This is a genomic window from Shewanella marisflavi (assembly GCF_002215585.1).
Classification (GTDB): Bacteria; Pseudomonadota; Gammaproteobacteria; order Enterobacterales; family Shewanellaceae; genus Shewanella; species Shewanella marisflavi.
Genome location: NZ_CP022272.1, coordinates 2418881 through 2440248 on the forward strand (window position 1 = coordinate 2418881; position 21368 = coordinate 2440248).

General features: G+C 49.4%; 23 protein-coding genes. 15 read left to right on the forward strand and 8 right to left on the reverse strand.

The window, feature by feature from the left end; genetic code table 11:
- Positions 1-49 precede the first annotated feature (49 nt).
- Positions 50-466 (reverse strand): CBS domain-containing protein, encoded by a 417-nt coding sequence (locus tag CFF01_RS10560; protein WP_088904763.1) that lies wholly within the window; start codon positions 464-466, stop codon positions 50-52.
- A gap of 343 nt (positions 467-809) precedes the next feature.
- On the opposite strand from CFF01_RS10560, the gene hyaA reads away from it, so the two are divergent.
- The 12 genes from hyaA to CFF01_RS19200 all read left to right on the forward strand — a co-directional run bounded on the left by hyaA (position 810) and on the right by CFF01_RS19200 (position 12860).
- Positions 810-1946, forward strand: a complete 1137-nt coding sequence (hyaA, locus tag CFF01_RS10565; protein WP_033538297.1) for a nickel-dependent hydrogenase small subunit — start codon at positions 810-812, stop codon at positions 1944-1946.
- Between the two features lie 4 nt (positions 1947-1950).
- Positions 1951-3657: a nickel-dependent hydrogenase large subunit gene (hyaB, locus tag CFF01_RS10570; protein ID WP_088904764.1), complete on the forward strand. Its 1707-nt coding sequence runs from the start codon at positions 1951-1953 to the stop codon at positions 3655-3657.
- A 10-nt stretch (positions 3658-3667) separates the two neighbouring features.
- Positions 3668-4339 carry a Ni/Fe-hydrogenase, b-type cytochrome subunit gene (cybH, locus tag CFF01_RS10575; RefSeq protein ID WP_033538295.1) on the forward strand — a complete coding sequence of 224 codons (672 nt, stop codon included), beginning with the start codon at positions 3668-3670 and terminating at the stop codon, positions 4337-4339.
- Between the two features lie 11 nt (positions 4340-4350).
- Positions 4351-4914: a HyaD/HybD family hydrogenase maturation endopeptidase gene (locus CFF01_RS10580; protein ID WP_088904765.1), complete on the forward strand. Its 564-nt coding sequence runs from the start codon at positions 4351-4353 to the stop codon at positions 4912-4914.
- Entirely contained in the window at positions 4895-6652 is a 1758-nt protein-coding gene (locus CFF01_RS10585) for a NiFe hydrogenase (protein ID WP_088904766.1), read from the forward strand. Before CFF01_RS10580 ends, CFF01_RS10585 begins: the two co-directional genes overlap by 20 nt.
- 2 nt (positions 6653-6654) lie before the next feature.
- Complete coding sequence (hypF, locus tag CFF01_RS10590) at positions 6655-9024, forward strand: carbamoyltransferase HypF (protein ID WP_088904767.1); 2370 nt, start codon at positions 6655-6657, stop codon at positions 9022-9024.
- A gap of 143 nt (positions 9025-9167) precedes the next feature.
- Positions 9168-9938 (forward strand): hydrogenase nickel incorporation protein HypB, encoded by a 771-nt coding sequence (gene hypB, locus CFF01_RS10595; RefSeq protein ID WP_088904768.1) that lies wholly within the window; start codon positions 9168-9170, stop codon positions 9936-9938.
- 2 nt (positions 9939-9940) lie between these two features.
- Positions 9941-10189: a HypC/HybG/HupF family hydrogenase formation chaperone gene (locus CFF01_RS10600; RefSeq protein WP_033538291.1), complete on the forward strand. Its 249-nt coding sequence runs from the start codon at positions 9941-9943 to the stop codon at positions 10187-10189.
- On the forward strand, positions 10186-11301 hold the full coding sequence (gene hypD / locus CFF01_RS10605) for a hydrogenase formation protein HypD (RefSeq protein WP_088904769.1): 1116 nt from the start codon (positions 10186-10188) through the stop codon (positions 11299-11301). Before CFF01_RS10600 ends, hypD begins: the two co-directional genes overlap by 4 nt.
- A gap of 2 nt (positions 11302-11303) precedes the next feature.
- Positions 11304-12320 carry a hydrogenase expression/formation protein HypE gene (hypE, locus tag CFF01_RS10610; protein ID WP_088904770.1) on the forward strand — a complete coding sequence of 339 codons (1017 nt, stop codon included), beginning with the start codon at positions 11304-11306 and terminating at the stop codon, positions 12318-12320.
- A complete protein-coding gene (hypA, locus tag CFF01_RS10615) occupies positions 12320-12670 on the forward strand; it encodes a hydrogenase maturation nickel metallochaperone HypA (protein ID WP_088904771.1) in 351 nt (116 codons plus the stop codon). Before hypE ends, hypA begins: the two co-directional genes overlap by 1 nt.
- A gap of 25 nt (positions 12671-12695) precedes the next feature.
- On the forward strand, positions 12696-12860 hold the full coding sequence (locus CFF01_RS19200) for a hypothetical protein (protein WP_181404186.1): 165 nt from the start codon (positions 12696-12698) through the stop codon (positions 12858-12860).
- A gap of 371 nt (positions 12861-13231) precedes the next feature.
- Here the strand turns inward: CFF01_RS19200 and CFF01_RS10620 are convergent, their stop codons facing one another.
- Positions 13232-15214, reverse strand: coding sequence for an ORC-CDC6 family AAA ATPase (locus CFF01_RS10620; RefSeq protein ID WP_088904772.1), 1983 nt, complete (start codon positions 15212-15214; stop codon positions 13232-13234).
- A 736-nt stretch (positions 15215-15950) separates the two neighbouring features.
- On the opposite strand from CFF01_RS10620, the gene CFF01_RS10625 reads away from it, so the two are divergent.
- Positions 15951-16187 (forward strand): hypothetical protein, encoded by a 237-nt coding sequence (locus CFF01_RS10625; protein ID WP_088904773.1) that lies wholly within the window; start codon positions 15951-15953, stop codon positions 16185-16187.
- Between the two features lie 74 nt (positions 16188-16261).
- Here the strand turns inward: CFF01_RS10625 and CFF01_RS10630 are convergent, their stop codons facing one another.
- The 5 genes from CFF01_RS10630 to CFF01_RS10650 all read right to left on the reverse strand — a co-directional run bounded on the left by CFF01_RS10630 (position 16262) and on the right by CFF01_RS10650 (position 19126).
- On the reverse strand, positions 16262-16651 hold the full coding sequence (locus CFF01_RS10630; RefSeq protein ID WP_088904774.1) for a hypothetical protein: 390 nt from the start codon (positions 16649-16651) through the stop codon (positions 16262-16264).
- A gap of 195 nt (positions 16652-16846) precedes the next feature.
- Entirely contained in the window at positions 16847-17251 is a 405-nt protein-coding gene (locus CFF01_RS10635) for a hypothetical protein (RefSeq protein WP_033538283.1), read from the reverse strand.
- Positions 17252-17302: 51 nt separating this feature from the next.
- Positions 17303-17755, reverse strand: a complete 453-nt coding sequence (locus tag CFF01_RS10640; RefSeq protein WP_033538282.1) for a GNAT family N-acetyltransferase — start codon at positions 17753-17755, stop codon at positions 17303-17305.
- A 32-nt stretch (positions 17756-17787) separates the two neighbouring features.
- On the reverse strand, positions 17788-18393 hold the full coding sequence (locus tag CFF01_RS10645) for a GNAT family N-acetyltransferase (protein ID WP_088904775.1): 606 nt from the start codon (positions 18391-18393) through the stop codon (positions 17788-17790).
- A gap of 229 nt (positions 18394-18622) precedes the next feature.
- Positions 18623-19126 carry a GNAT family N-acetyltransferase gene (locus CFF01_RS10650; protein ID WP_033538280.1) on the reverse strand — a complete coding sequence of 168 codons (504 nt, stop codon included), beginning with the start codon at positions 19124-19126 and terminating at the stop codon, positions 18623-18625.
- A 76-nt stretch (positions 19127-19202) separates the two neighbouring features.
- Between CFF01_RS10650 and CFF01_RS10655 the strand changes: the two genes are divergently transcribed.
- The gene (locus CFF01_RS10655) at positions 19203-19820 is read left to right on the forward strand and encodes a chemotaxis protein (protein WP_088904776.1); all 618 of its coding nucleotides are present in this window, start codon (positions 19203-19205) and stop codon (positions 19818-19820) included.
- Between the two features lie 41 nt (positions 19821-19861).
- A complete protein-coding gene (locus CFF01_RS10660) occupies positions 19862-20593 on the forward strand; it encodes an oxygen-binding di-iron domain-containing protein (protein WP_033538278.1) in 732 nt (243 codons plus the stop codon).
- Positions 20594-20760: 167 nt separating this feature from the next.
- Here CFF01_RS10660 and CFF01_RS10665 read toward each other — a convergent pair whose 3' ends face one another.
- The gene (locus tag CFF01_RS10665; protein ID WP_088904777.1) at positions 20761-21309 is read right to left on the reverse strand and encodes an NAD(P)H nitroreductase; all 549 of its coding nucleotides are present in this window, start codon (positions 21307-21309) and stop codon (positions 20761-20763) included.
- Positions 21310-21368 lie beyond the last annotated feature (59 nt).

Genomic DNA, 21368 nt, shown 5'->3' on the forward strand with positions numbered 1-21368 from the left:
CTGAGGCCCCAATACTGGGATACGAAAAAAGGTGAACTGAAGCATAAGCTTAGGCAGGCTTGAGATAACACTCCTGCATAGAGTTATTGATCGCCCTCAGCACGGCATTTCTATCTATAATGCCAATGACCCTGCCCTGATCGACAACCGGATAGATTTTTGGCTTAGGCAGCAGCATCTGCTCGGCAAGGCTTATGATGGACTCATCTTTAGCAACGCTAAGCACATCGGTGCGCATACAGTCGCTCACGTTGGCGGTAAGATCACAATGATAGGTACTCTTTAGCATCACGGCTAAACAATCTTGTTGCGACAAAAACCCCACTAAATGACCCTGTGTATCAACCACAGCCGCGCCTAATTTTTTTTGTGTTAACAGCTTTTCGACTGCAGCAGCCAGTGTCATATCCGCCTGTAATAACACGGGTTGGCGATCCATATAATCAACGACTTTCATCGACTCCATATTCTGACTCCTTTTTAGTGTCTGCACCTTAAGTGTATATAAGGTTGGTCTAAAAAGCCGAAGATTTGACCAATTTTATTTATAAGCAGACAAAACAGCCACTTACTGAACAATCAAAAAATTTGAAGCCGATCAATTTCACCCGTCAAATTGGGACATTTTGACCCACATTTTAAAATTAACTTGATCCAGCTCATATCGCGGCAAGCTTAAAAGCCCTTGCGATTCACAAGGTTTACAAATGTTGACATATATCAACATTCGCGCAGAACTTGAGGCCTAAACTAAGTCATTGAAACGTGCCACTACATTTTCGCATCAAAAAGAAAACAAAGGGTTAACCATGGACACACATGCCGCCTTATATCAGCAAGGCCAAGCACGCCTCGAAGAGTTACGTCGCTTAGCGCCTCGTCATGCTCATACATTGCAAGACAAGATGGAAGAGCATGGCATTAGCCGTCGAGACTTTATGAAATGGAGCGCCGCCGTTACCGCGATGCTCGCGCTACCATTACCATTTAGTACCTTAGTTGCCGAAGCCGCCGAACTGGCCGATCGGGTACCGCTCATTTGGCTGCACATGGCCGAATGTACTGGCTGCTCCGAATCATTAGTTCGCGCAGACACGCCTAACCTCGACTCCCTTATCTTCGATCATGTTTCATTGGAATACCATGAGACCTTGATGGCCGCTGCGGGTTGGCAGGCTGAAGAGAACCTGGAGCATGCCCTGGAAGCCTATAAGGGCAACTATCTACTCGCGGTCGAAGGGGCTATACCTACGGCCAACAACGGTGCCTTCCTAACGGTAGGATGTAAGGGCCATACTGGACTTGAGATCGTCACCCATGCAGCCGAGGGCGCAGCCGCCATCATCTCTGTGGGTACTTGTGCCGCCTTCGGTGGCGTTCAGGCCGCAGCGCCGAACCCAACCGGCGCTAAAGGTGTCGACAAGGTGATCGATAAGACAGTGGTTAACTTAGGTGGCTGTCCACCGAGCGAAAAGAACATAGTCGGTACACTCATGTACTTCATCATGTTCGGTAAACTTCCCGCACTGGATATGTTTAACCGTCCTAAATGGGCCTATGGCGCACGGGTACACGATAACTGTGAACGTCGCGGCCGCTTCGATGCCGGCGAGTTTGTCGAAGAGTTTGGCGATCAAGGTGCAAAAGACGGCTACTGCCTCTACAAAGTGGGCTGTAAAGGACCTTATACCTATAACAACTGCCCCACAGAAAGATTCAACCATCACACCAGTTGGCCAGTACTCGCAGGTCATGGATGCATGGGCTGTTCTGAACCTAACTTCTGGGACGATATGGCCGACTTTGAAAAACCCCTTGGTAGACAGCTCCTTCATGGACTGGACGCAACGGCCGATACTGTCGGCGCAGTGATCTTGGGTGCCACAGCTGTAGGTATCGGCGCTCACGCTGTTGCCAGCGTATTTGCCAATTCTAAGGAGGACTAATTCAATGAGCAAACGTGTAGTTATCGACCCTATCACTCGAATCGAAGGCCATCTGCGCATCGAGGTCGAAGTCGACGAAAATAATGTTGTTCAAAAAGCCTGGTCCTCTTCCACTCTTTGGCGTGGCATCGAGGTGATCCTTAAGGGACGTACCCCGATGGATGTGGGCCTTATCGTACAACGTATCTGTGGTGTCTGTACCTATTCCCACTATCGCTGTGGTACCGAGGCGGTTGAGAACGCCTTAGGATTGAAGATCCCACTAAACGCCAAGTATCTGCGCTCGCTGATGCAGACCTCGCTTTATATGCACGACCATATAGTACATTTCTACCACCTCCACGGGCTGGATTGGGTAGATGTGGTCTCAGCACTAAGCGCCGATCCTGCTGCAGCGGCACAAGTTGCCCTTAAGTATACCGACAAGCCAATCGCCGCCGGTGAAGGTGAACTACGTGCAGTACAAGAGCGTGTTAAAGGCTTTGTCGAAACCGGTAAACTCGGCCCCTTCGCCAACGCCTACTGGGGTAACAGCACCTATAAGTTTACCCCAGAGCAGAACCTAATCGCCCTGTCACACTACCTTAAGGCACTGGAAGTACAGCGCGTTGCCGCCGAAATGTTGGCCATCTTTGGTGGTAAGCAGCCACATCCACAGTCACTGGTAGTCGGCGGTGTTACCTCGGTACGTGACATGCTCAGCCCTGCCCGTCTGCAGGAGTGGAAACAGAAACATGCCATAGTGACCGACTTTATCCATCGCGCCTACAAGGCCGATATCGTCATGGCAGCAGAAGCCTTCGGCGGAGAGCCTAGCGTGCTGGGCGGCGTCAATGTGAAGAACTTCATGGCAACTAATGACTTTGTCTTAGCCGATGGCCAATACATGTTTGATCAGGGTGTGATCATGAATGGCGATCTTGCCAATGTCAGTGATTTAAACCCAGATCTGATCAAAGAAGACGTTAGCCACGCCTGGTACGATGCAGAGGGTCCTCAACATCCATATGACGGCACCACTATCCCTAACTACACAGGTTTTGTAGAACGCGACACTGTGTACGGTAAGTTGCCGACACTGGATGGCGACGGTAAGTACAGCTGGGTGAAATCACCACGCTATCAAGGTGAGCCTGTCGAAGTGGGACCACTTTCTAGCCTGCTGGTCAGCTATGCCCGCGGAAACAAGGTGGTTGTCGATGCCGTTAACGGTCTGTTGGAAGTGACAGGTCTGCCGGTTGAGGCGCTGTTCACCACGTTAGGCCGCACTGCGGCGCGCATGCTGCAAACAGTGATTGTTGCCGAAGAAGGCCTTAAAACTTTCGACGCCCTCATTAGTAACATTCAAGTCGATGAAGCGACCTATGTGAAACCTGAAATCGATTCGAACAAGGAGTATGTGGGTCACGCCATGATTGAGGCGCCACGCGGCATGCTCAGTCACTGGATCCGTATCAAAAATGGTTTAGTCGAAAACTACCAAGCTGTGGTGCCCACCACCTGGAACGCAGGTCCTGTGGACGCAGCGGGTAAGGTAGGTCCTTATGAGGCATCGCTAATAGGACTGAAGATGGAAGATCCGACTAGGCCCCTTGAGGTGATACGTATCATCCACTCGTTCGACCCTTGTATGGCCTGCTCGGTACACGTAATGGACTATAAGGGTCAAGACTTGGGTGAGTTCCGTATCGACCCAAACGGCAATAACTAAGGAGCAACTCATGGCTACACACAATGTACCCTATGAGAGAGCCTTTATCTTCAGCGCCGCGATCAGGATTTTTCACTGGTTGCGAGCGCTAGCCATATTGGTTCTTGTCATTACAGGTTTCTATATTGCCTGGCCGTTCTTGGTCGCACCAAGTAGCTCTGATGTCTTGGTTCAGGGATGGATAAGATTTGCTCATCAAGTGTTTGGCTTTCTGCTATGTGCCATCACTTTAGTCCGAGCTTATCTGTTCTTTTTCAGCAAGAGTGATATTGAGCGGCGATCCTTTAAAGATGTCACCAGTGTCAACAGCTGGATAGTGCAGCTTAAGTCCTATCTCTGGATGGGACACCTGGACAAGAAAGGTGTCTACGGCCCATTACAGTTTGTCACCTACTTTGCCATTTCTGTGGTCGCAGTACTTATCTGCATTACGGGACTGGCACTGTATGCCAATGTCTACCACTTAGGTCTAGGCGGCATGTTGGCTGATATGGCTGCTTGGGTAACCAGTGCCATGGGCGGTTTGGCTCAGGTACGTATCTGGCACCATTACTTTACTTGGGTGTTTATTATCTTTGTCGTCATTCACGTCTACATGGCGGTATGGACCGGCATTAGATTTAAACATAATTCGGTAGATTCTATTGTCTCTGGCTATGACTACCACCCTAAGAAACATTAAATAAGGGCGCCATGAAAATACTGTTACTCGGTATTGGTAATGTGCTGTACGCCGATGAAGGGATCGGCGTACATTTTGTCAATTACCTACAAGAAAACTATCGCTTTAGCCATCCGTCGCATCAGCTCGATGTGATGGATGGTGGCACCTTAGCCCAAGGGCTAATTCCCATTATCTGTAAATACGACTATCTTGTAGTAGTCGATACGGTCAACGCCCACGGCGTAGGCCCAGGAGAAGTTTATTTTTTCGATTTCGACAAGGCTCCCAGCGAAATCGATTGGCAAGGAAGCGCCCATGAGGTGGAGATGTTACAGACATTGACCATGATGGAGATGGTCGGAGACAGACCTAAGACCTTCGTACTTGGCTGCACGCCAACCGTACTCGAACCTATGACACTGGGGCTCACCCCGAGTGTCGCCGCCGCCGTTCCCCTGATGGAAACGACAATACTGACCCATTTCAAGTCCCTCGGATTCGAGATCGAACGAATCAACCACGTGGCGATTGAAACTCTCATTCCAGATTCTTATAAGCGCGGTGTATCACTAAATGAAGACAATAAAATTTGAATTTACCTGTTCACGACAGGTGCCGCTTTACGCGCATTTATGTAACCGATACCTAAATTATGGTGATCTAAACATCCATATCGGTTATCAAGGTGGCGCCTATTTTATCGAAGCCCAGGGCCAGCAGAGCGAGCTCGAAACCTTAGCTGATGCCATCGCGCAAGACTTCTTAATTTCTGTCTGGCTCACCGATTCTCGTATCGCCCTAATCGACGCCCCAACGGGCACAAGCAAATCTTTACCCACAGAGTCCCTCTCCCAAGAATTTTGTCAGCAGTGTGCGCCGCACTTTGGTGATAACCAAGCGTCCCAATTTGGTCAACTGGATCTTGTGTGCGACTGCTGCCACGGCGAGCAACGCATTCATCAGGACTATCGAGGCCTGACCGCCACCGACATTCAGGCCATGTATAACACCCTGATGGCTGAGGGTGAACTTAAATTGGCAGGCGGTATTCACCTTAGTCTCAATCCACTAGCTATCCCTGCTCGTCCGCGCCTGCTTATCTGTAACCCGAATACCCTCAATGCGCAGTTCCACCTTAGCGATCCTCAGGTGCTGGCCCTGTCGAGCATTGAAAAACCCCTTATCTGTGTCCGCCCCATCAAAGAGCATCCAAAGCTCGCCGAGCCACTATACGATCTCTGCTTTGCCTACAACCGCCTACTGGTGATCTTGGCTGAGCACCTGCGCCAACATGGCACAGATTGGGTCTACCTAGACGATCCCGCTCAAGGCGAGGCACTGGCCTATATCGATGGCCAATGGGCCGACATTCACAGCTCACAGCCCAGCAGTATCCGCATTGATTCGGCAAAACAACCACTGCATGAGGCTGTGCTGTTAGCAGATCAAGACACCTATTATTACGCCAGCCACAGCGATAAGCCGAAGGGACACTATCGGGTGGAAAAAGGGCCTAAGATCAAGGCGCAACATAGAGAGCTAAACGAGGCAATTCTCGGCGATGACGAACTGGCGCTGTGCGCCTTGCATAGCGTCAATCTTGAACATGGCCTTAGCAAAAACAGCGCCGTTATCTATCTTAGCCGCGAATATGGTGGACAGATCTACACCTTAGATAGCAAGTGTGAAGCCGAGCGTTTCTTTGCCCTGCCCGAGTTGCCTGAAAACGGCTATGAGATCTATCATCAGTTGGAACAGAGTCCACAGCGTAAGGTGCTCGAAAAATTCAAACAGCATTATCCTGAAGATTACCTGCGCCTTCTCGATCTTAAACTGCCCGCTAAGCGCCATAGCCTCAGCGCCCTCTGGGCCGTTGGCGCCGTGATTCTGGGGCTAGAGAGCCGCTCACTAAGCCTTAGCGATCTTAACGATGCCCTGATTGCCAGCGCGCTGGCCCATCGCGGCGCTAACTCTCCGCGCATCGACTATCCACTCACCCGAGGCGAGGCCTATCGCAGCCTCAACTGGTGCAAGACGCTGGGCAGCTTGATCAGTTTCCGTCTGGCTGATGACAGAGACAGCAATAAGCTCGCCTTTGGCATGCACGACTCCTTTGCCGACTATCTGGCCAACTGGATTGAGCATCTGGACCTCAACCTTGGGGTCAAGTCAGTTGCCCTGGCCGGTAGCGAGTGGGCTAACCCGCTTTTGTGTCAGCGCGTTGCCCTGCGGATCGGCAAAAACTTCCCCATCAAACACAATCAGCAGCTTGAGATAGATGGCAACAACCATGCTGTCGGCGCCCTGCTGCTGAAAAAACGCAGGCTTTAACCATGTCACGCACTTTGCCAAAGGCCGCAACAGCGACCAAGCGAGTGAGACTGGAGATCACGGGTATCGTCCAAGGGGTTGGTTTTCGCCCCTTCGTCTATCGCTGGGCGATTGAGCTTGGGCTGCTAGGCTTCACCTTTAACCACAGCAAAGGGGTAACGGTAGAACTTCAGGGAAACAGTGAGGCCATTAACGCCTTCATTGAGACCCTTAGCCAGACGCCGCCTCCTTTGGCGCGCATCGACAGCTTGAGCGAGATAGAGATCCCCCTTGAAGATTGCGACAGCTTCGAGATCCAGCACAGCCAAGCCGATGCCAAGGCCGTAGTTGCAGTGTCCAGCGATAAAAGCAGTTGCCAGGAGTGTCTCGATGAGATCATGGACCCGAGTAACCGCCACTACCAATACCCTTTTACCAACTGTACCAACTGTGGCCCCAGGTATACCCTGATCCGCGCCCTGCCCTATGACAGACCCAATACCGCCATGGCTAACTTTGCCATGTGTGACGCCTGCGCCGCCGCCTATCAAGACCCGCTAGACAGGCGCTACCATGCCCAGCCGGTAAGTTGCCCCCAATGTGGGCCGCAGCTGTCGCTACTCTCGGCTGAGCAAAGCCTGGTTGCCGAGAAAAATGCCGCGCTGGAACAGGCCGTTGAACTGCTTGCCCAAGGTAAAACCCTGGCCATCAAGGGATTGGGTGGCTTTCATCTGGTGTGCGATGCCACCAATGATGAGGCGGTGCAGAGACTGCGCAGGCGTAAGCAGCGCCCCGCCAAGCCCTTTGCGGTCATGTGCGCCTCACTGGAGATGGCGAAAACCTTGGCCAGGGGCAGCGAGGCTGAATGGCTGCTGCTACAAAGCGCCGAGCGCCCTATCACACTGCTGCAAAAAGCGCCGCACCAAGGTGCCCTAAGCCCAGCCGTGGCGCCCGGCATTGATAGACTAGGGCTATTTTTACCTTATACCCCCTTACATCAGCTACTGCTTGTCAGGCTTAACCGACCTCTGGTAGCCACCAGTGCCAACCGCAGCGGCGAGCCCATCATCACCCATGCAGAAGATATCTTCAAACGCCTAGCTGGCGTCGTCGATGCCGTGCTGGATCATAACCGTGAGATCCTTAACGGCTGTGACGACAGCGTGGTGCAGATGATTGATGACAAGCTACAGGTGATCCGCCTCGCCCGAGGCTACGCACCGCTGACTCTGGCCATGCCCGAGGCTGTTCCCCAAGAAACGCTGGCAGTAGGCGCTCAGCAGAAAAACAGCATTGCCTTTGGCTTCGATCACAACCTGGTGCTCAGCCCCCATATCGGCGATCTCTTTAGCCTTGAGGCAGAACAATATTTTACTGACACCCTAGCCACCTTTAAGCGCCTGTACCAGTTCAGTCCTAAGCTGTTGGTGAGCGACAAACACCCAGATTACGCCTCGACCCAGTGGGCGCAGCAAGAGTGCCAACAACAAAACAAGGTGATTAGCTACACTCAGGTGCAGCACCATTACGCTCATATTCTCAGCGTGATGGCGGTCAATCAGATCACTGACAAGGTGCTGGGCTTTAGTTTCGATGGTACAGGCCTTGGTGATAAGCGCCAGCTTTGGGGCGGTGAAGCCATGCTTGCCGATGTCAATAATTACCAGCGCGTCGCCCATCTGAGCCCCATGGCACTGATTGGCGGCGAGCAGGCGATTAAAGATCCCCGCCGCATCATGCTGGCACTGTTATTCGAGCGCTACTCGCCTGAAGAGATTAAGGCGCTCCCGCTCAACGCACTTAAGGCACTGCCCGGCAGCCTTATCGGCAACCTGCACACCCTGTGGCATAAAGGTGTGGCCACCCAGATGACCAGTTCTATCGGCCGTCTGTTCGATGCCGCCGCCTGTCTGCTAGATCTGATGCAAACCACCCAATTTGAAGGCCAGGCGGGCATGTTGATCGAAGCAAAGGCCAATGCGGTTACCGAGTCGCAGCTAAGCCAATCGGAAATAGGCTTTACCCTCAAGGAGATTGACGGTGTTTGGCAACTCTCGGCGCTCTGGCAAGAAATGGTCGATGCCCTGCTGCATTGGCAGGATAAGCCCGACGGCATAAGCCTGATCGCCCGCGCCTTTATGAATGCGCTGGCACAGGCGGTAACTGATTGCGCCGCGAAACATAAGGGGCTTGATGTGGTGCTCTGCGGCGGCGTGTTTCAAAACCGCTACCTGCTTAGCGAGACACGCAAGCGCCTGAATATGGCAGAAATTAAGGTACTGGATTCAGATCAGGTACCGGTGAACGATGGCGGCATTGCCCTGGGGCAACTCTGGTACGCCATACACAGTAATAGCAAGGCCCAGGGTAAGTGGGAACGCACTATCGAATAACGATTTACGATAACCGTTATTTCCCACAACAACTTGAGCCAATTTGATTAACAGGATTTTGCCTAAAACTGACCCGCGTCAATGAAGTCTTTGGGTCCCTAGCGCAAAATGGCATTAACGCCTTAGATTTTTTGGAGTTCATTATGTGTAAAGACTGCGGTTGCTCTATCACTCGAGATCACAGCCATGAGCACGACCACGGCCATGAGCACGGTCATTCCCATCATCACGACCACGGCACCCTGCGTAGCAATCCTCAGCTCAACGACAAGAAAACCCTGTCGGTGATCCATAAAATCCTCGATAAAAACGACCATGAAGCGGCCCACAACCGCGCCCACTTCGAAGCTCACAATATCACCGCCTTTAACCTGATGAGCAGTCCGGGCAGCGGTAAAACCACACTGCTGGAACACCTTAAAGAATACACAGATCTTAACTATGGTGTGGTCGAAGGCGACCTGGAAACCTCCCGCGATGCCGACCGCCTGCTGGCTAAAGGGATCCCCGCCTTTCAGATCCAAACCGGCTCCGCCTGCCACCTGGACGCCTTTATGGTGCATGACGCCCTGCATCATGTGGATCTGGCATCGCTGGATATTTGCTTTGTCGAAAACGTCGGCAACCTGGTCTGCCCCGCCTCTTATGATGTTGGCACCCATTTCAATGTGGTGCTGGTCTCAGTGCCCGAAGGCGACGACAAGATAGAAAAATATCCTGTAATGTTCCGCAAGGCAGACCTGGTGTTGATCACTAAGGCGGATCTGCTGCCCCACTTTGACTTTAGCGTCGAGGAAGCCAAGGCACAGGTAAAACGCCTCAATCCTGAGGCCGAGGTGATCATTACCTCCATTAAGGATGGCGACAGCATGCGCGCCGTTGTCGACTGGCTAAACGCTCACAGGAGCCATTAATTATGTGTTTGTCTATCCCATCACGAATTGTCGAGTTGCATCCTGAGGAGCAGGCCGTCACGGTAGAGACCCTAGGGGTTAAGCGCAAGGTCAGCAGCCATTTAATGAGTGAGCCTCTGGAGATCGACGACTATGTACTGATCCATATTGGCTTTGTGATGAACAAGATAGACAAAGCCGACGCCGAGCAGAGCCTGGACCTGTATCAGGAGATCGTTGCCAAAATGAATGAACAGGAGGCCCAATCATGATAGAGCTAAAACAGCTGTATCAGGGCTTTAGAGATCCTGACACCATTCACAACCTAGCCAAAGAGATCGCCCTTCACGCCGCCAAGCATGAGGGCAATATCTACATCATGGAGGTGTGTGGCGGCCATACCCACACCATCATGAAGTATGGGCTTAATCAGCTGCTACCAGACAATATCGAGTTTGTGCATGGCCCAGGCTGCCCCGTGTGTGTCATGCCCAAAGAGCGTATCGACCATGCCGCCATTCTGGCATCCCTACCCGATGTGATCCTGGTGACGTTAGGGGATATGATCCGCGTGCCCGGTTCAAATGGCAGTCTGGCCGAGTTTAGAGCCAAGGGCTGTGACATTCGCCCCCTCTACGACCCCATGGATGCCTTAGCTATCACCAAGGAGAACCCGGATAAAAAGGTGATCTTCTTCGCTATCGGCTTTGAGACCTCAACGCCCATGACGGCGGTGTTAATTGAACAGGCTGAGCAGCAAGGGCTGGATAACCTACTGTTTCATATTAACCATGTGCTGGTGCCGCCGGCGATCGATGCTGTGATGGCCGATCCACAAGCCAAGGTAAATGCCTTTATCGGTCCCGCCCATGTCAGCGTGATCTCAGGCGCCAAACTCTACCGCCCCGCCGTTAATCAATACGGTACTCCGGTAGTGGTGTCCGGTTTTGAGCCTGTGGATGTGATGGAATCCATCCTGCGCATCGTTAAGCAAAAGGTCGAGGGGAAAGCCGAGCTCGACGTGCAATATAGCCGCGCTGTCAGCGAAGATGGCAATGTGCATGCCCAGCAAAAAGTGAACCAATACCTCACCATCAGACCACATTTTCGCTGGCGAGGTCTTGGGCCACTAAACGAGTCGGCATTAATGCTTAAGCCCGAATATTCCCACCGCGACGCCGAGGTGATCTATCGCGACATGCTCAATGTGGCCGATATCGACGATCACAAAGCCTGTCAGTGCGGTGACATCTTAAGGGGCATCGCCAAACCTAAAGATTGTAAAGTCTTCGGTCGTGGCTGCACCCCTGAAACGCCCCTTGGTAGCTGCATGGTCAGCTCAGAAGGTGCCTGCAATGCCTATTACCGCTATAACGGAGTCTAATCATGGCCGACAACAGCAATGAAAAGAAAGTACAACTCAGTCACGGCGGTGGCGGCAAAGAGATGAATCGTCTGATCCAGTCGATCTTCTTTAAAGCCTTTAACAACCCGATTTTAGCCAGTGAGGAAGACGCCGCCCTGCTCCACTTCGATGGCCAAACCGCCTTTACCACAGACTCTTTCACTGTCTCACCGCTGTTTTTTGCCGGTGGCAACATAGGCAAACTCGCCATCGCGGGCACGGTTAACGATCTGGCGATGATGGGCGCCGAGCCCCAATACCTAAGCTGCAGCTTCATCATCGAAGAGGGCTTTGCCATCAAGGATCTCAAGGCGATTGTTGCCAGCATGGCCGAGGAGCTGCACAAAAGCGGCACCCGCATCGTCTGCGGCGATACCAAGGTAGTGCCTAAGGGCTGCGCCGATGGCCTGTTTATCAATACCTCTGGTGTGGGCCGCGTGTTAAAGCCACAGCTCTCCGTGAAAAATCTGCAAGTAGGCGATGCCATCATAGTCTCAGGAGATATCGGCCGTCACGGCGCCGCCATCTTGATGGCCCGCGAGGGACTCACCCTAGAATCTGAGCTGGTCAGCGACTGCGCCAACCTCTGGCCCGTGGTCGAGCAACTTATCGCCTGCAACATCCAAGTTCACGCCATGCGCGACGCCACCCGCGGCGGCCTGGCAGCTGTGCTCAACGAATGGGCCAGTGCCTCAGAGGTCGGCATTACCGTGGAGGAGAGCAGAATCCCTGTGTGTGACGAGGTTAAAGGCCTGTGTGAACTCTATGGCTTTGAGCCCCATGACCTGGCCAACGAAGGCACCTTCATTATGGCGGTACCGGGCGAAATCGCCGAGGGCGCACTAGAGATCATTCAACGCTACGGCCAGTGCCAACAGGCAGCCATTATCGGCCATGTCGAAGAGGCTCACACAGGTAAGGTGGTGCTCAAGACCCCTTGGGGAAGCAGTCGCTATCTCGACCTGCCCCAGGGTGAATTGCTACCAAGGATCTGTTAATGCACGAATATTCGATTGTCACGGCCCTGCTGGAACAATGCGAGCAGCATGCTGTCGCCAACCAGGCGAATCGCATCACTAAGGTGGTGATAAAAATCGGCGTCTTGAGCGGTGTTGAGCCCGCCCTACTGGCTACTGCCTTTGAAACCTTCAAACTGGAGGGGCGCGCCAGAGAGGCCGAATTGGAGATCATACATCAGGAATTGGTGCTCGAGTGTCAGGCTTGCCATAGCACTCATACCATCAAGGAACGAAGTGTCATTTGTCCTAGCTGCAACAGTTTTCAGACCCGCATTACCGAAGGGGAAGAACTACTGCTGATGCAACTAGAGCTAGAAACCGATGAATAAAACTAAACATAAATGGAGTATTACAATGAAAAAAGCCTTACTGCTACTCGCTAGCCTTCTTCCCGCAGCAGCCTGGGCGCACCCAGGGCACAACGGCGTAGGTCTGTTCCACCACCTTAACGACCTACTCCCCATCATCGCCCTGGTGATCATCGTCGCCGGCGTGATGCTGTGGAAGAAACGCTCTTAAACCAAGCGTTACCGCAAGACGTAAAGACAGCGTTAGACTCCCCACAGAGTCTAGCGCCGTTTAGATCCGCCTAGCTAAAGCTGAATTTCAATTAATTAGCTTCAATAGGTTCACTGTGATACTCAGCATTTCGATTAAGCAAGCACCTCTCAACAAACCACGCACTCATCACTCTTCACTCTTCAGCGTGTCAGCAGCCCGTTTCCTCTCCCACCAATTAGACTTAAAACCGACTAGAGCAACTCAGATATGACTCTTCAAGCCTTGCAACGAGCCTTAACGATAAGCAAGACTAGTTAAATAAAATTAATTATATAAAACTTAACCAAAACATTTATTAAATTATACAGGAGGTGTCGTACATCCAAAATTTAAAGTCTTGGTGCTGGCATTCCAAAATATAGCTTCCAATGTGATTTCCATTTATCATTTAAAGAAAACAATGGCTTTCTACCATTCTCTTTAAAAACCAACCACTCCAAACCTAAAATATTATCTTTTCTAAGCTCACGAGACATATTGTTCGTAGCGATTTTTGGTCTGCTCACACTGAAAGTCACATGCTCGTTTATTACTTTAGTTAGCTCCGATGCATAGCTAGTGTCGTGCCCTTTTGCTTTTCTTAACACTAGTGCCACCAAGATAATTGGAATATAAATAGTACCACCTACTTTTATTGTTCCAATATTTACAGGGATCGCCTTCAAAAGATCTTTATCAAGAGATTTGTCAACAATTATTGTTCTTTTGTTTTTATTAATTGGTAATTGTAAATGCTCTGTAGAAGTAACTAAATCAAGCCTAGACTGACCCTTAACCATATCTAAATTTAATATTGAGTTTCTAACAGACCTATAGTCTGACTTAGGAACTTCAACATATTGATCCTCATCATTTTCATCCGCTTCAATGATCAACCCCTGCGGCGCATTTTTAGATGACATTAACTCAACGTAACATCCGTAGTCCAGCACATATAAAGTATACTTCTTACCAACTGTATTTTGCGCTGAAACCCCTTGTTTTAGCACGTGGATAATTCTCATATCATAAAGATAATCTATTAGCTCATGATTTCTTTCATTACTAATTAGGAAGCCACGTGATTTTCTAATACCTATTACTTCATTAATGATTTTATCTAGCAATGAAACTGCTGAAGGTCTACTGTTAAGCGCTGCATGTTTATTTACTTGGAACCATTTCCTAGCAGAATTACGAACATGTGGTATTGATATTTTGTAGTTAAGAGCAACTTGCGCCGCTAGAGAGATTATATTAATAGCATCACGTGGAACGCCTTCAGCTGCACGAACAAATTCATCAAATGATGAAGCTTGACTAAACACATCGTTTATAAACAGGTTAGCCTCTTTATCGCACAAAGAATTTTTATCTAAAGCAACAACATGTCGATGCAGTAAATTCTTAAAAAACTCTTTAGCTGCTTCACTGTCATTGTCAAAGACCATATACTCATCTAGATTTATTACTGATGAGGCATCAGATCCTAATTCAATACCGATACAGGCATTAGTATCTGATTCGCGTTCCATAAAATTACACCTATGAGAAATAGCAGCAATTTTTACGGTTATACCTGGAATAGGGAAAAGAATCCTTCGTAATAACTCTGCAAGATAGGGCTGAAGGTCTAAAGGGGTTTCAGACCATTCATCAATTAATACCCATAGTTCTTTGCGAGGTAATTTTGAAACAATTTTACTAAGTAATTTAGTTATTGCTCCAAAGTGAATTCTTAGAACTTTCTTACCAGTAACCTTATTTCTCTCGGCATTAGCTAAATTATTTGACTCTGTAGCTGAAAATCCGACCGACATGCCATTTAAAGACAAATCAGCCTTCGATAAATTACTATTAATTAACTGTCTAGATGAGTTTAACTCCTTTTCTGATATACCATCTATACTTATGGCTGTAGCTTGCTCAATAAATTCATTCAGTAGCACAGCTATTTCAGTCGCATTTTCTAGATTATTTTCAAAAACATATTCAAGAATAACTTCATGGATAATGCATAATGTATCAGATAAAAGTCTTGTAGCTCTTTCACTCAATGGAATATCTTGGTCAGAAAAAATACCACCCGAAGAACCTATTAATCTCATGTCAACAGGAACACTGATAATACCATTATTATTTATTTCATTATTAAGCACGGCAAAAAAGTGTGTCTTGCCAGTCCCTCTTCGGCCAAACATTATTTGATTGTCTGTACTTGAGAGCAGAGTGTATGTGGGGCCAACATCAACAAATGACTTCACTAAATAATCAGGCTGCAATTTCTCTGCTCGTTTAGCGAGTCTCATTAAAATTGAATTAATAGCTCTCATAACAATCCATTATTTACTAGTTTTCATAATATTAACTGAATGAATACTTATAATCCAGAGACTTTCAAGCTACCTTTTGACTCTCTACTCTTCCTAAATGCAGCCAAATCGAAGAGACATTGGATACCGAGTGTAGATACGCCGGTGAGCTTCCGAAACAGGGATGTTTCGGTAGAGCCTATATGGATATATTTACGGCGTCTCACAGGCGTATCTGCACGCCCCCCCGCCGGGCAGGCGATTGATTACTGTGAAGGTACAACCTTAAACCCACTCAACAGATAAAATTGCCGCCAAAAGCTACAAATTAACTTAGAAGCGGCACCCAGAAACCCAACTATTGAAATGTCACGTCAATATCCATAAACATCCGACGACAAACCGATTTAGGTCTAATCGCTGGACAGGCAATTAACAATAATAAAGATCCGAGCGCCCAAACCGCTCGCTACACAACCCACCTCAAATTACAACTTCGCACTCATCGCGCCAATCAAAAATAATGCCAACTCTCCCAGCACTTCCGACAAAGAGTCAAAAAACAGGCTGTTTGCTAATAAACTGACAGCGTCATTTTTACCTACATAAGCAACCCCTTAATAAATTTTTATCCATAAAATACAAATGGTTACACCTTAGATTAATACACTAAAAAGCGGCAAAACATTGACAGTTTATTTCTTGAAATTTAGGGCGTATAGTGCGTTTCTAGTTAAGTGATACCAGGGTGAAAATGATGTTTCGTTTTACAATGTACTCCATCGTGGCTTATGCCTTTTGGCTAACCTTTGTCGATGTTTCCACCTACTTGGAGCAAGAGACAGACAACAGCTGGCTGACGAACATTAAACAGGAATGGGCGAGCTTTAAACAAGATGAGCAGCCTGTCGATGTGAGCAGCATTAGCGTGCAATATGATGATTGCGAGGCCCGCAATAGCTGCAACGATCAGAGTGTCCCAGTGGGCGAATAGCCCATTGGCCTCAATTTGATATCTGAACTTGCAAACGCTAAGTCTAGCCTTGGGTTAATTTCTAAATCGCCTAGTCAGCCCTGGAAGATCCCCGCTAACGTAAAACCACTGACCACCACGAAGAAGATCCACTGAAACAGGGAGCGAAATGCCCCCTTTACCTCCGCAAAATAACCTATATAGATCTGCCAGATCGCAAACAGCACAAAGTTTAGCGCGATAAACAGCAATAAGGCATAGCTTTGCATATTCGACATCAGCTCAAAAGCGCAGGCGATCAGCACTAAGGCCGATAACACCAAAAACACTGAGATATAGTGAAACACACAATGCATGATGGACTTAGCGATAGGGTCAAAGTCTGCCTCAAGCATAGGCTTGAGAAAGCGCTGCTTTCCTATCGTGAAATGGCCGATACAGGTAAAAGTGGCGATAACGCCAGCGATGAGCAAATAGATATTCATCGAGTCTCCATGAAAACAAGCATTAAGAATCACTCCTAACTAGACCAGTCTAGTCGATTCCCTGTTTCATGCCCGATAACAAAAGAGTGCGCAAGCGCACTCTTTTTAATGACTCTTTAATGACTCTGCTTTCATGACTAAATTTTAACTTTAATCACTGAGCGGGGACGATTTAGTCTCTAAACCTATATAGGCCTACATGGTCGCCATGATCCAGTAATCCAGACGTTCCTGTGGATTGGCCATCAGCTTCTGGCAAGGGCCCTTATAACGCCCCATCAAGCTACCCAGGTTATTGTTGCTTGGTAGGCTCGCTCTTTGCTTGGCGACTGTGGTTTCAAGTTGCTGCTCAACTTGGTCGGCAGCCTGGTATTTCTTCGCCAGTGTGACGGCATCTTCGCCAGACTTTTTTAAACGCTCGCCAACCGGTTTCATTTGCGGTGCATTCATACCCGCAATGGTTTCTGATGCAATTTGATAATAGGCGGCGCATTCCAGCACCTCTTTATTAAATGCCAGTTCCGCGTCTGAGGGAGTGTTAGCGGCCACTGCGCCGTTGGCCATCAGGGCTAACAATGAAATTATGAGAGTCTTGCGCATCAATACTGTCCTTGTGCAGTGATAGATAATGAACCATTTCTACTTTAGATGTCACTGAATATCAAGGCTATAGCTTAAAAATTCTTGCTCGAGGGTAAAGCCAAGAGATTCATAGAGAGCCTGCGCCTGGTGGTTTTCTTTATGGGTTTCTAAGAATATCGATGCGACGCCTTTGGCCTTGGCATAGTCGATAGCAATATTCATCAATCGGCGCCCCACCCCGACACAGCGGGCGTGCTGAGTCACGTAGAGATCGCTTAAGATCAGCATGCTACTAGCATGAATTGAGCTAAAGCTAGGGTAAAGCTGGCAAAATCCCAAGGCATTGCTCTGACCATCGAGGACCACAAAAATCACAGCATCCTGATTGCTTAAACGTGAATGAATAAATTTAGTAGCGAGTTCGATATCACTCTTTTGGTGATAGAACTGGCGATATTCATCAAATAACGCAGCCACGACTGCCGTGTCTTCCAACCTTGCTCTGCGTAATTCTCCTGACATTAATCCTCCCTGTTGTTGAATCGTCACTTAGATTAGCCTTCATCTTGATATTGCTGCATACGAAACTTAAGCCCCTGCTTAACCGATGGCCACTCAGAGTCTATGATGGAATAGACTACTGTGTCTCTGATGGTGCCATCTTTGAGGATACGATGGTTTCTCAACACCCCATCCTGCTTGGCCCCCAGACGAGTGATCGCCTCACGGGATGGTTGATTGTGCCAGTGAGTTCTAAACTCTACTGCAATCACATCTAGCACCTCAAAGGCATAGGTCAGCAGCAACAGCTTACACTCGCTGTTGATCCCGGTGCGCTGAGCGCTCTTGGCATACCAGGTATGGCCAATCTCGATCCGCCTGTGGGTCTGATCCCAAGACATCAAGCGAGTACAGCCAACTATCTGACCAGAGCGTTTGTCTCGCACCGCAAAGGCCAAAGCTTCCCCTCGTTGTTCGCTGGCTAACGCCTGCTCCACATAGGCCTTCATCTCATCGGGATGGGGCGCAGAGGTGTACCATAAGTTCCACAGCTCACCATCACTGACCGCAATAGACAGCGCAGGTATATGCTCCTCTTGCAGTGGCTCTAACACCACATGCTCACCGTTTAAACAGCCTCTCAAGAGATCTTGATTCATGCTCATGCTCCGATGCTCTGGTTGTAACAAATTCAGATGAAGAATAGATGAAACTAACATGGCACTTAACGCCAGTAGGATATAGTAGGAGCTCTGCCCCCCGCCCCTATTTAGCTTGTCCAGCCTTGCATTATCTCCTTCGTACTTTGACACCATGATGTTTATCTTGGTGCCTTGCTACACCTGTAGGCTAGCCGATACCAACACGCTAACAAAATAATCAATTTAATTAAAGTGTTATCTTATATAGCATCACCTCATCATCCTCAGCCCAAGGCATGGTCCCTTGGCTCTCGAACCCGAGTTTAGTCAGTAGCGCACGCGATGCTTGATTGTCGTGATTCACTATTGCCAGCAATGTTTGCAGCTTAAGCTGTTTGGCATGAGCCAGCACAGCCTTACTCGCTTCTAACGCATAACCTTGGCCTAAAAACTCAGGTAGCAGCGCATAGCCCAGATCCGTCTCGGGTAGTTGCTCCCTGCGAACCAAACCAGCCAAACCTATGATCTCTCCACTGGCCTTTAGCACTATGCTATACATGCCATAACCGTGTTGCTGATAGCTGCTTATCGGCCCTTCGATAATATAGTTTTCTGCCTGCATTAAGGTGCGCACACCGCGATCACCAATATTATTGATAAAGCCTTCGCTATTGAGCAGCCTAAGCATAAATGGGGCATCTTTTACCGTCATCTCACGCAGGAGAAGACGCTCGGTTTCTAGGGTAAGCAATTAATTCTCCTAGGTTACTTTCAGTTCCGATGATCTCGACTATACTGTGATTGGTTCTACATAGGAAGTGGCACTAATGACAAAACATACGCCGAAAATCAGTCAATATCATGTCATTGCGGCTGTGGTCGCAGCGGAGCTCAACCAAACCTTAAGTTACTGTAAACAGATCAATTTGACCGCTAGTAATGCTCAGGCCGCTTCAGCTCGGGTGGGCAATGCCGCCTTGGGATTTAAAGCCTTAACGGGTTTTATCGATGACCTGGCGTCCTACACAATGAAAGCCGCAACAGATATCAATCAACTTGCCCATAGGGCCAGTCGACTCGCCACCGAAACGGCCAGAGCAGCGGTTGCCCTCAACCATTTCCAACAGGCTAAAGTAAAAGCTGCTAATGCGCCCTATGGCAATACCATTAACCCCGCCGTCGAAGCCACTGAAGCTAACCACAGTCGCCTGCGGCACGAATTTGATCGCCTCATCGATAAGATGGAAAACCAACTCTATGAGCTGAAACGCAATCTGCGCACCGCCAATATTCTTGCCTCTATCTGCCGCATCGAAGCCTGCCGCGTCGACACGGCCAACCAGGCCATCTTTAACGATGTGGCGAATCGGGTCGACGATGTAGCCCAGCTGATCCGTAAAAGGGTCGACCATGCCATCGCCCTGTTTGGCAACACAGCCCCCTAACCACGGCACCACCCATAATCATAAAACAAGGAGTCGATTCCATGAAAAGTGAGCTGATCATCGAAACCCCCACCCATAAGTGGCTCTACTTTGGTCGCGACCCCGAAAAACCCGATAAGATCATCGACACCAACCAGTACATGGTCGTCAGTAGCCATAAGGCCCTCTTGATGGACCCTGGTGGTATAGAGCTATTTGCCGCTATGCTGGCCAATATTGTCAAACATATTCCACTGGAGCAGTTAACCCACCTGTTCGCCTCTCATCAGGATCCGGATATTATCTCGTCGCTGGGACTATGGGATCAGACGCTACCCAAGGCGAAACTCTACTCGCCCTGGCTGTGGGAAGGCTTTATTCGTCACTTTGGCATGAACAACATCAGTTATGAGCCCATTGCCGATAATGGCGGCAGCCTCGCCCTGGATCAGGTGGAGCTGCAATTTATTCCCGCCCACTACCTGCATGCTTCAGGTAATTTCCATGTCTATGATCCTGTGACTAAGGTCTTGATGAGCGGCGATGTTGGGGCAGCCCTAGAAGATGCTCAAGCCGATATCTATGTGGATGATTTCGAGCAGCACTGTGCCAAGATGGCCTATTTTCACCAAAGGTGGATGCCCTCGAATCGGGCCAAGAATGATTGGATAAACCGGGTGAGAAAGCTGGATATTCAATACCTCTGCCCGCAACACGGCAGGATATTTCGCGGTCCTCAGGTCAAGCAGTTCCTTGACTGGTTCGAAACCCTCAATGTCGGCGTGGGCGTCTAGGCCTGGCATTGGTAACACACCACAAAAAAATGCCCGCTAATCGCGGGCAACACAATCACTTAGGGTGAAAACCTTGCATAGGTAGGATGCAGGCTCCCCTTCACTTTGCCAGTTTTCTCCACAGTGTAAACCCGACCAAAGTCGAAGTTTTCCTCATAAAGGGCGACCTAAAGATAGCGCACCGCTGATTCGGGTGACTTTTGCGGCTTTAAGGGCGCCTTCACGGCAGGGGTACCCAGATAAAGAAAACCCACTATCTGATCTTGCGCCGACAAGCCCATCGCCTGGTGCAGATGGCGATTAAACGCCAAGGGACCTGTGCGCCAAATCCCCCCTAACCCCATGGCAAAGGCTGCTTGCTGCATCGCCATGCAGGCACAACCCGCGGCAATATGCTGTTCAAGTGGCGGTACCTTAGGGTGCTCCGTCACCTTAGCCACCACAGTCACGACCATAGGGGCGCGCAGCGGCATATTGCCCGCCTTGGCCAGCGCCGCTTCATCGGCACCTTCACTTTGCATGGCTTCGACAAATAAGGCGCCCAGACGTGTTAAGCCTTCATCTTTGGCAATAATAAACTCCCAGGGACTGAGGCTGCCATGATCCGGCACGCGCACAGCCGCTGCCAGGATCTGATTTAACTGCGCTTCATCGGGCGCTGGCGCCACTAATCTGGGACTAGACTGACGGGTTAACAGAAGTTCGATAGCATCCACGAAGATTATCCTGTAATTAAAATCTTGCTCGAGAGTAGCAAATTGGCAATAAAAATCCC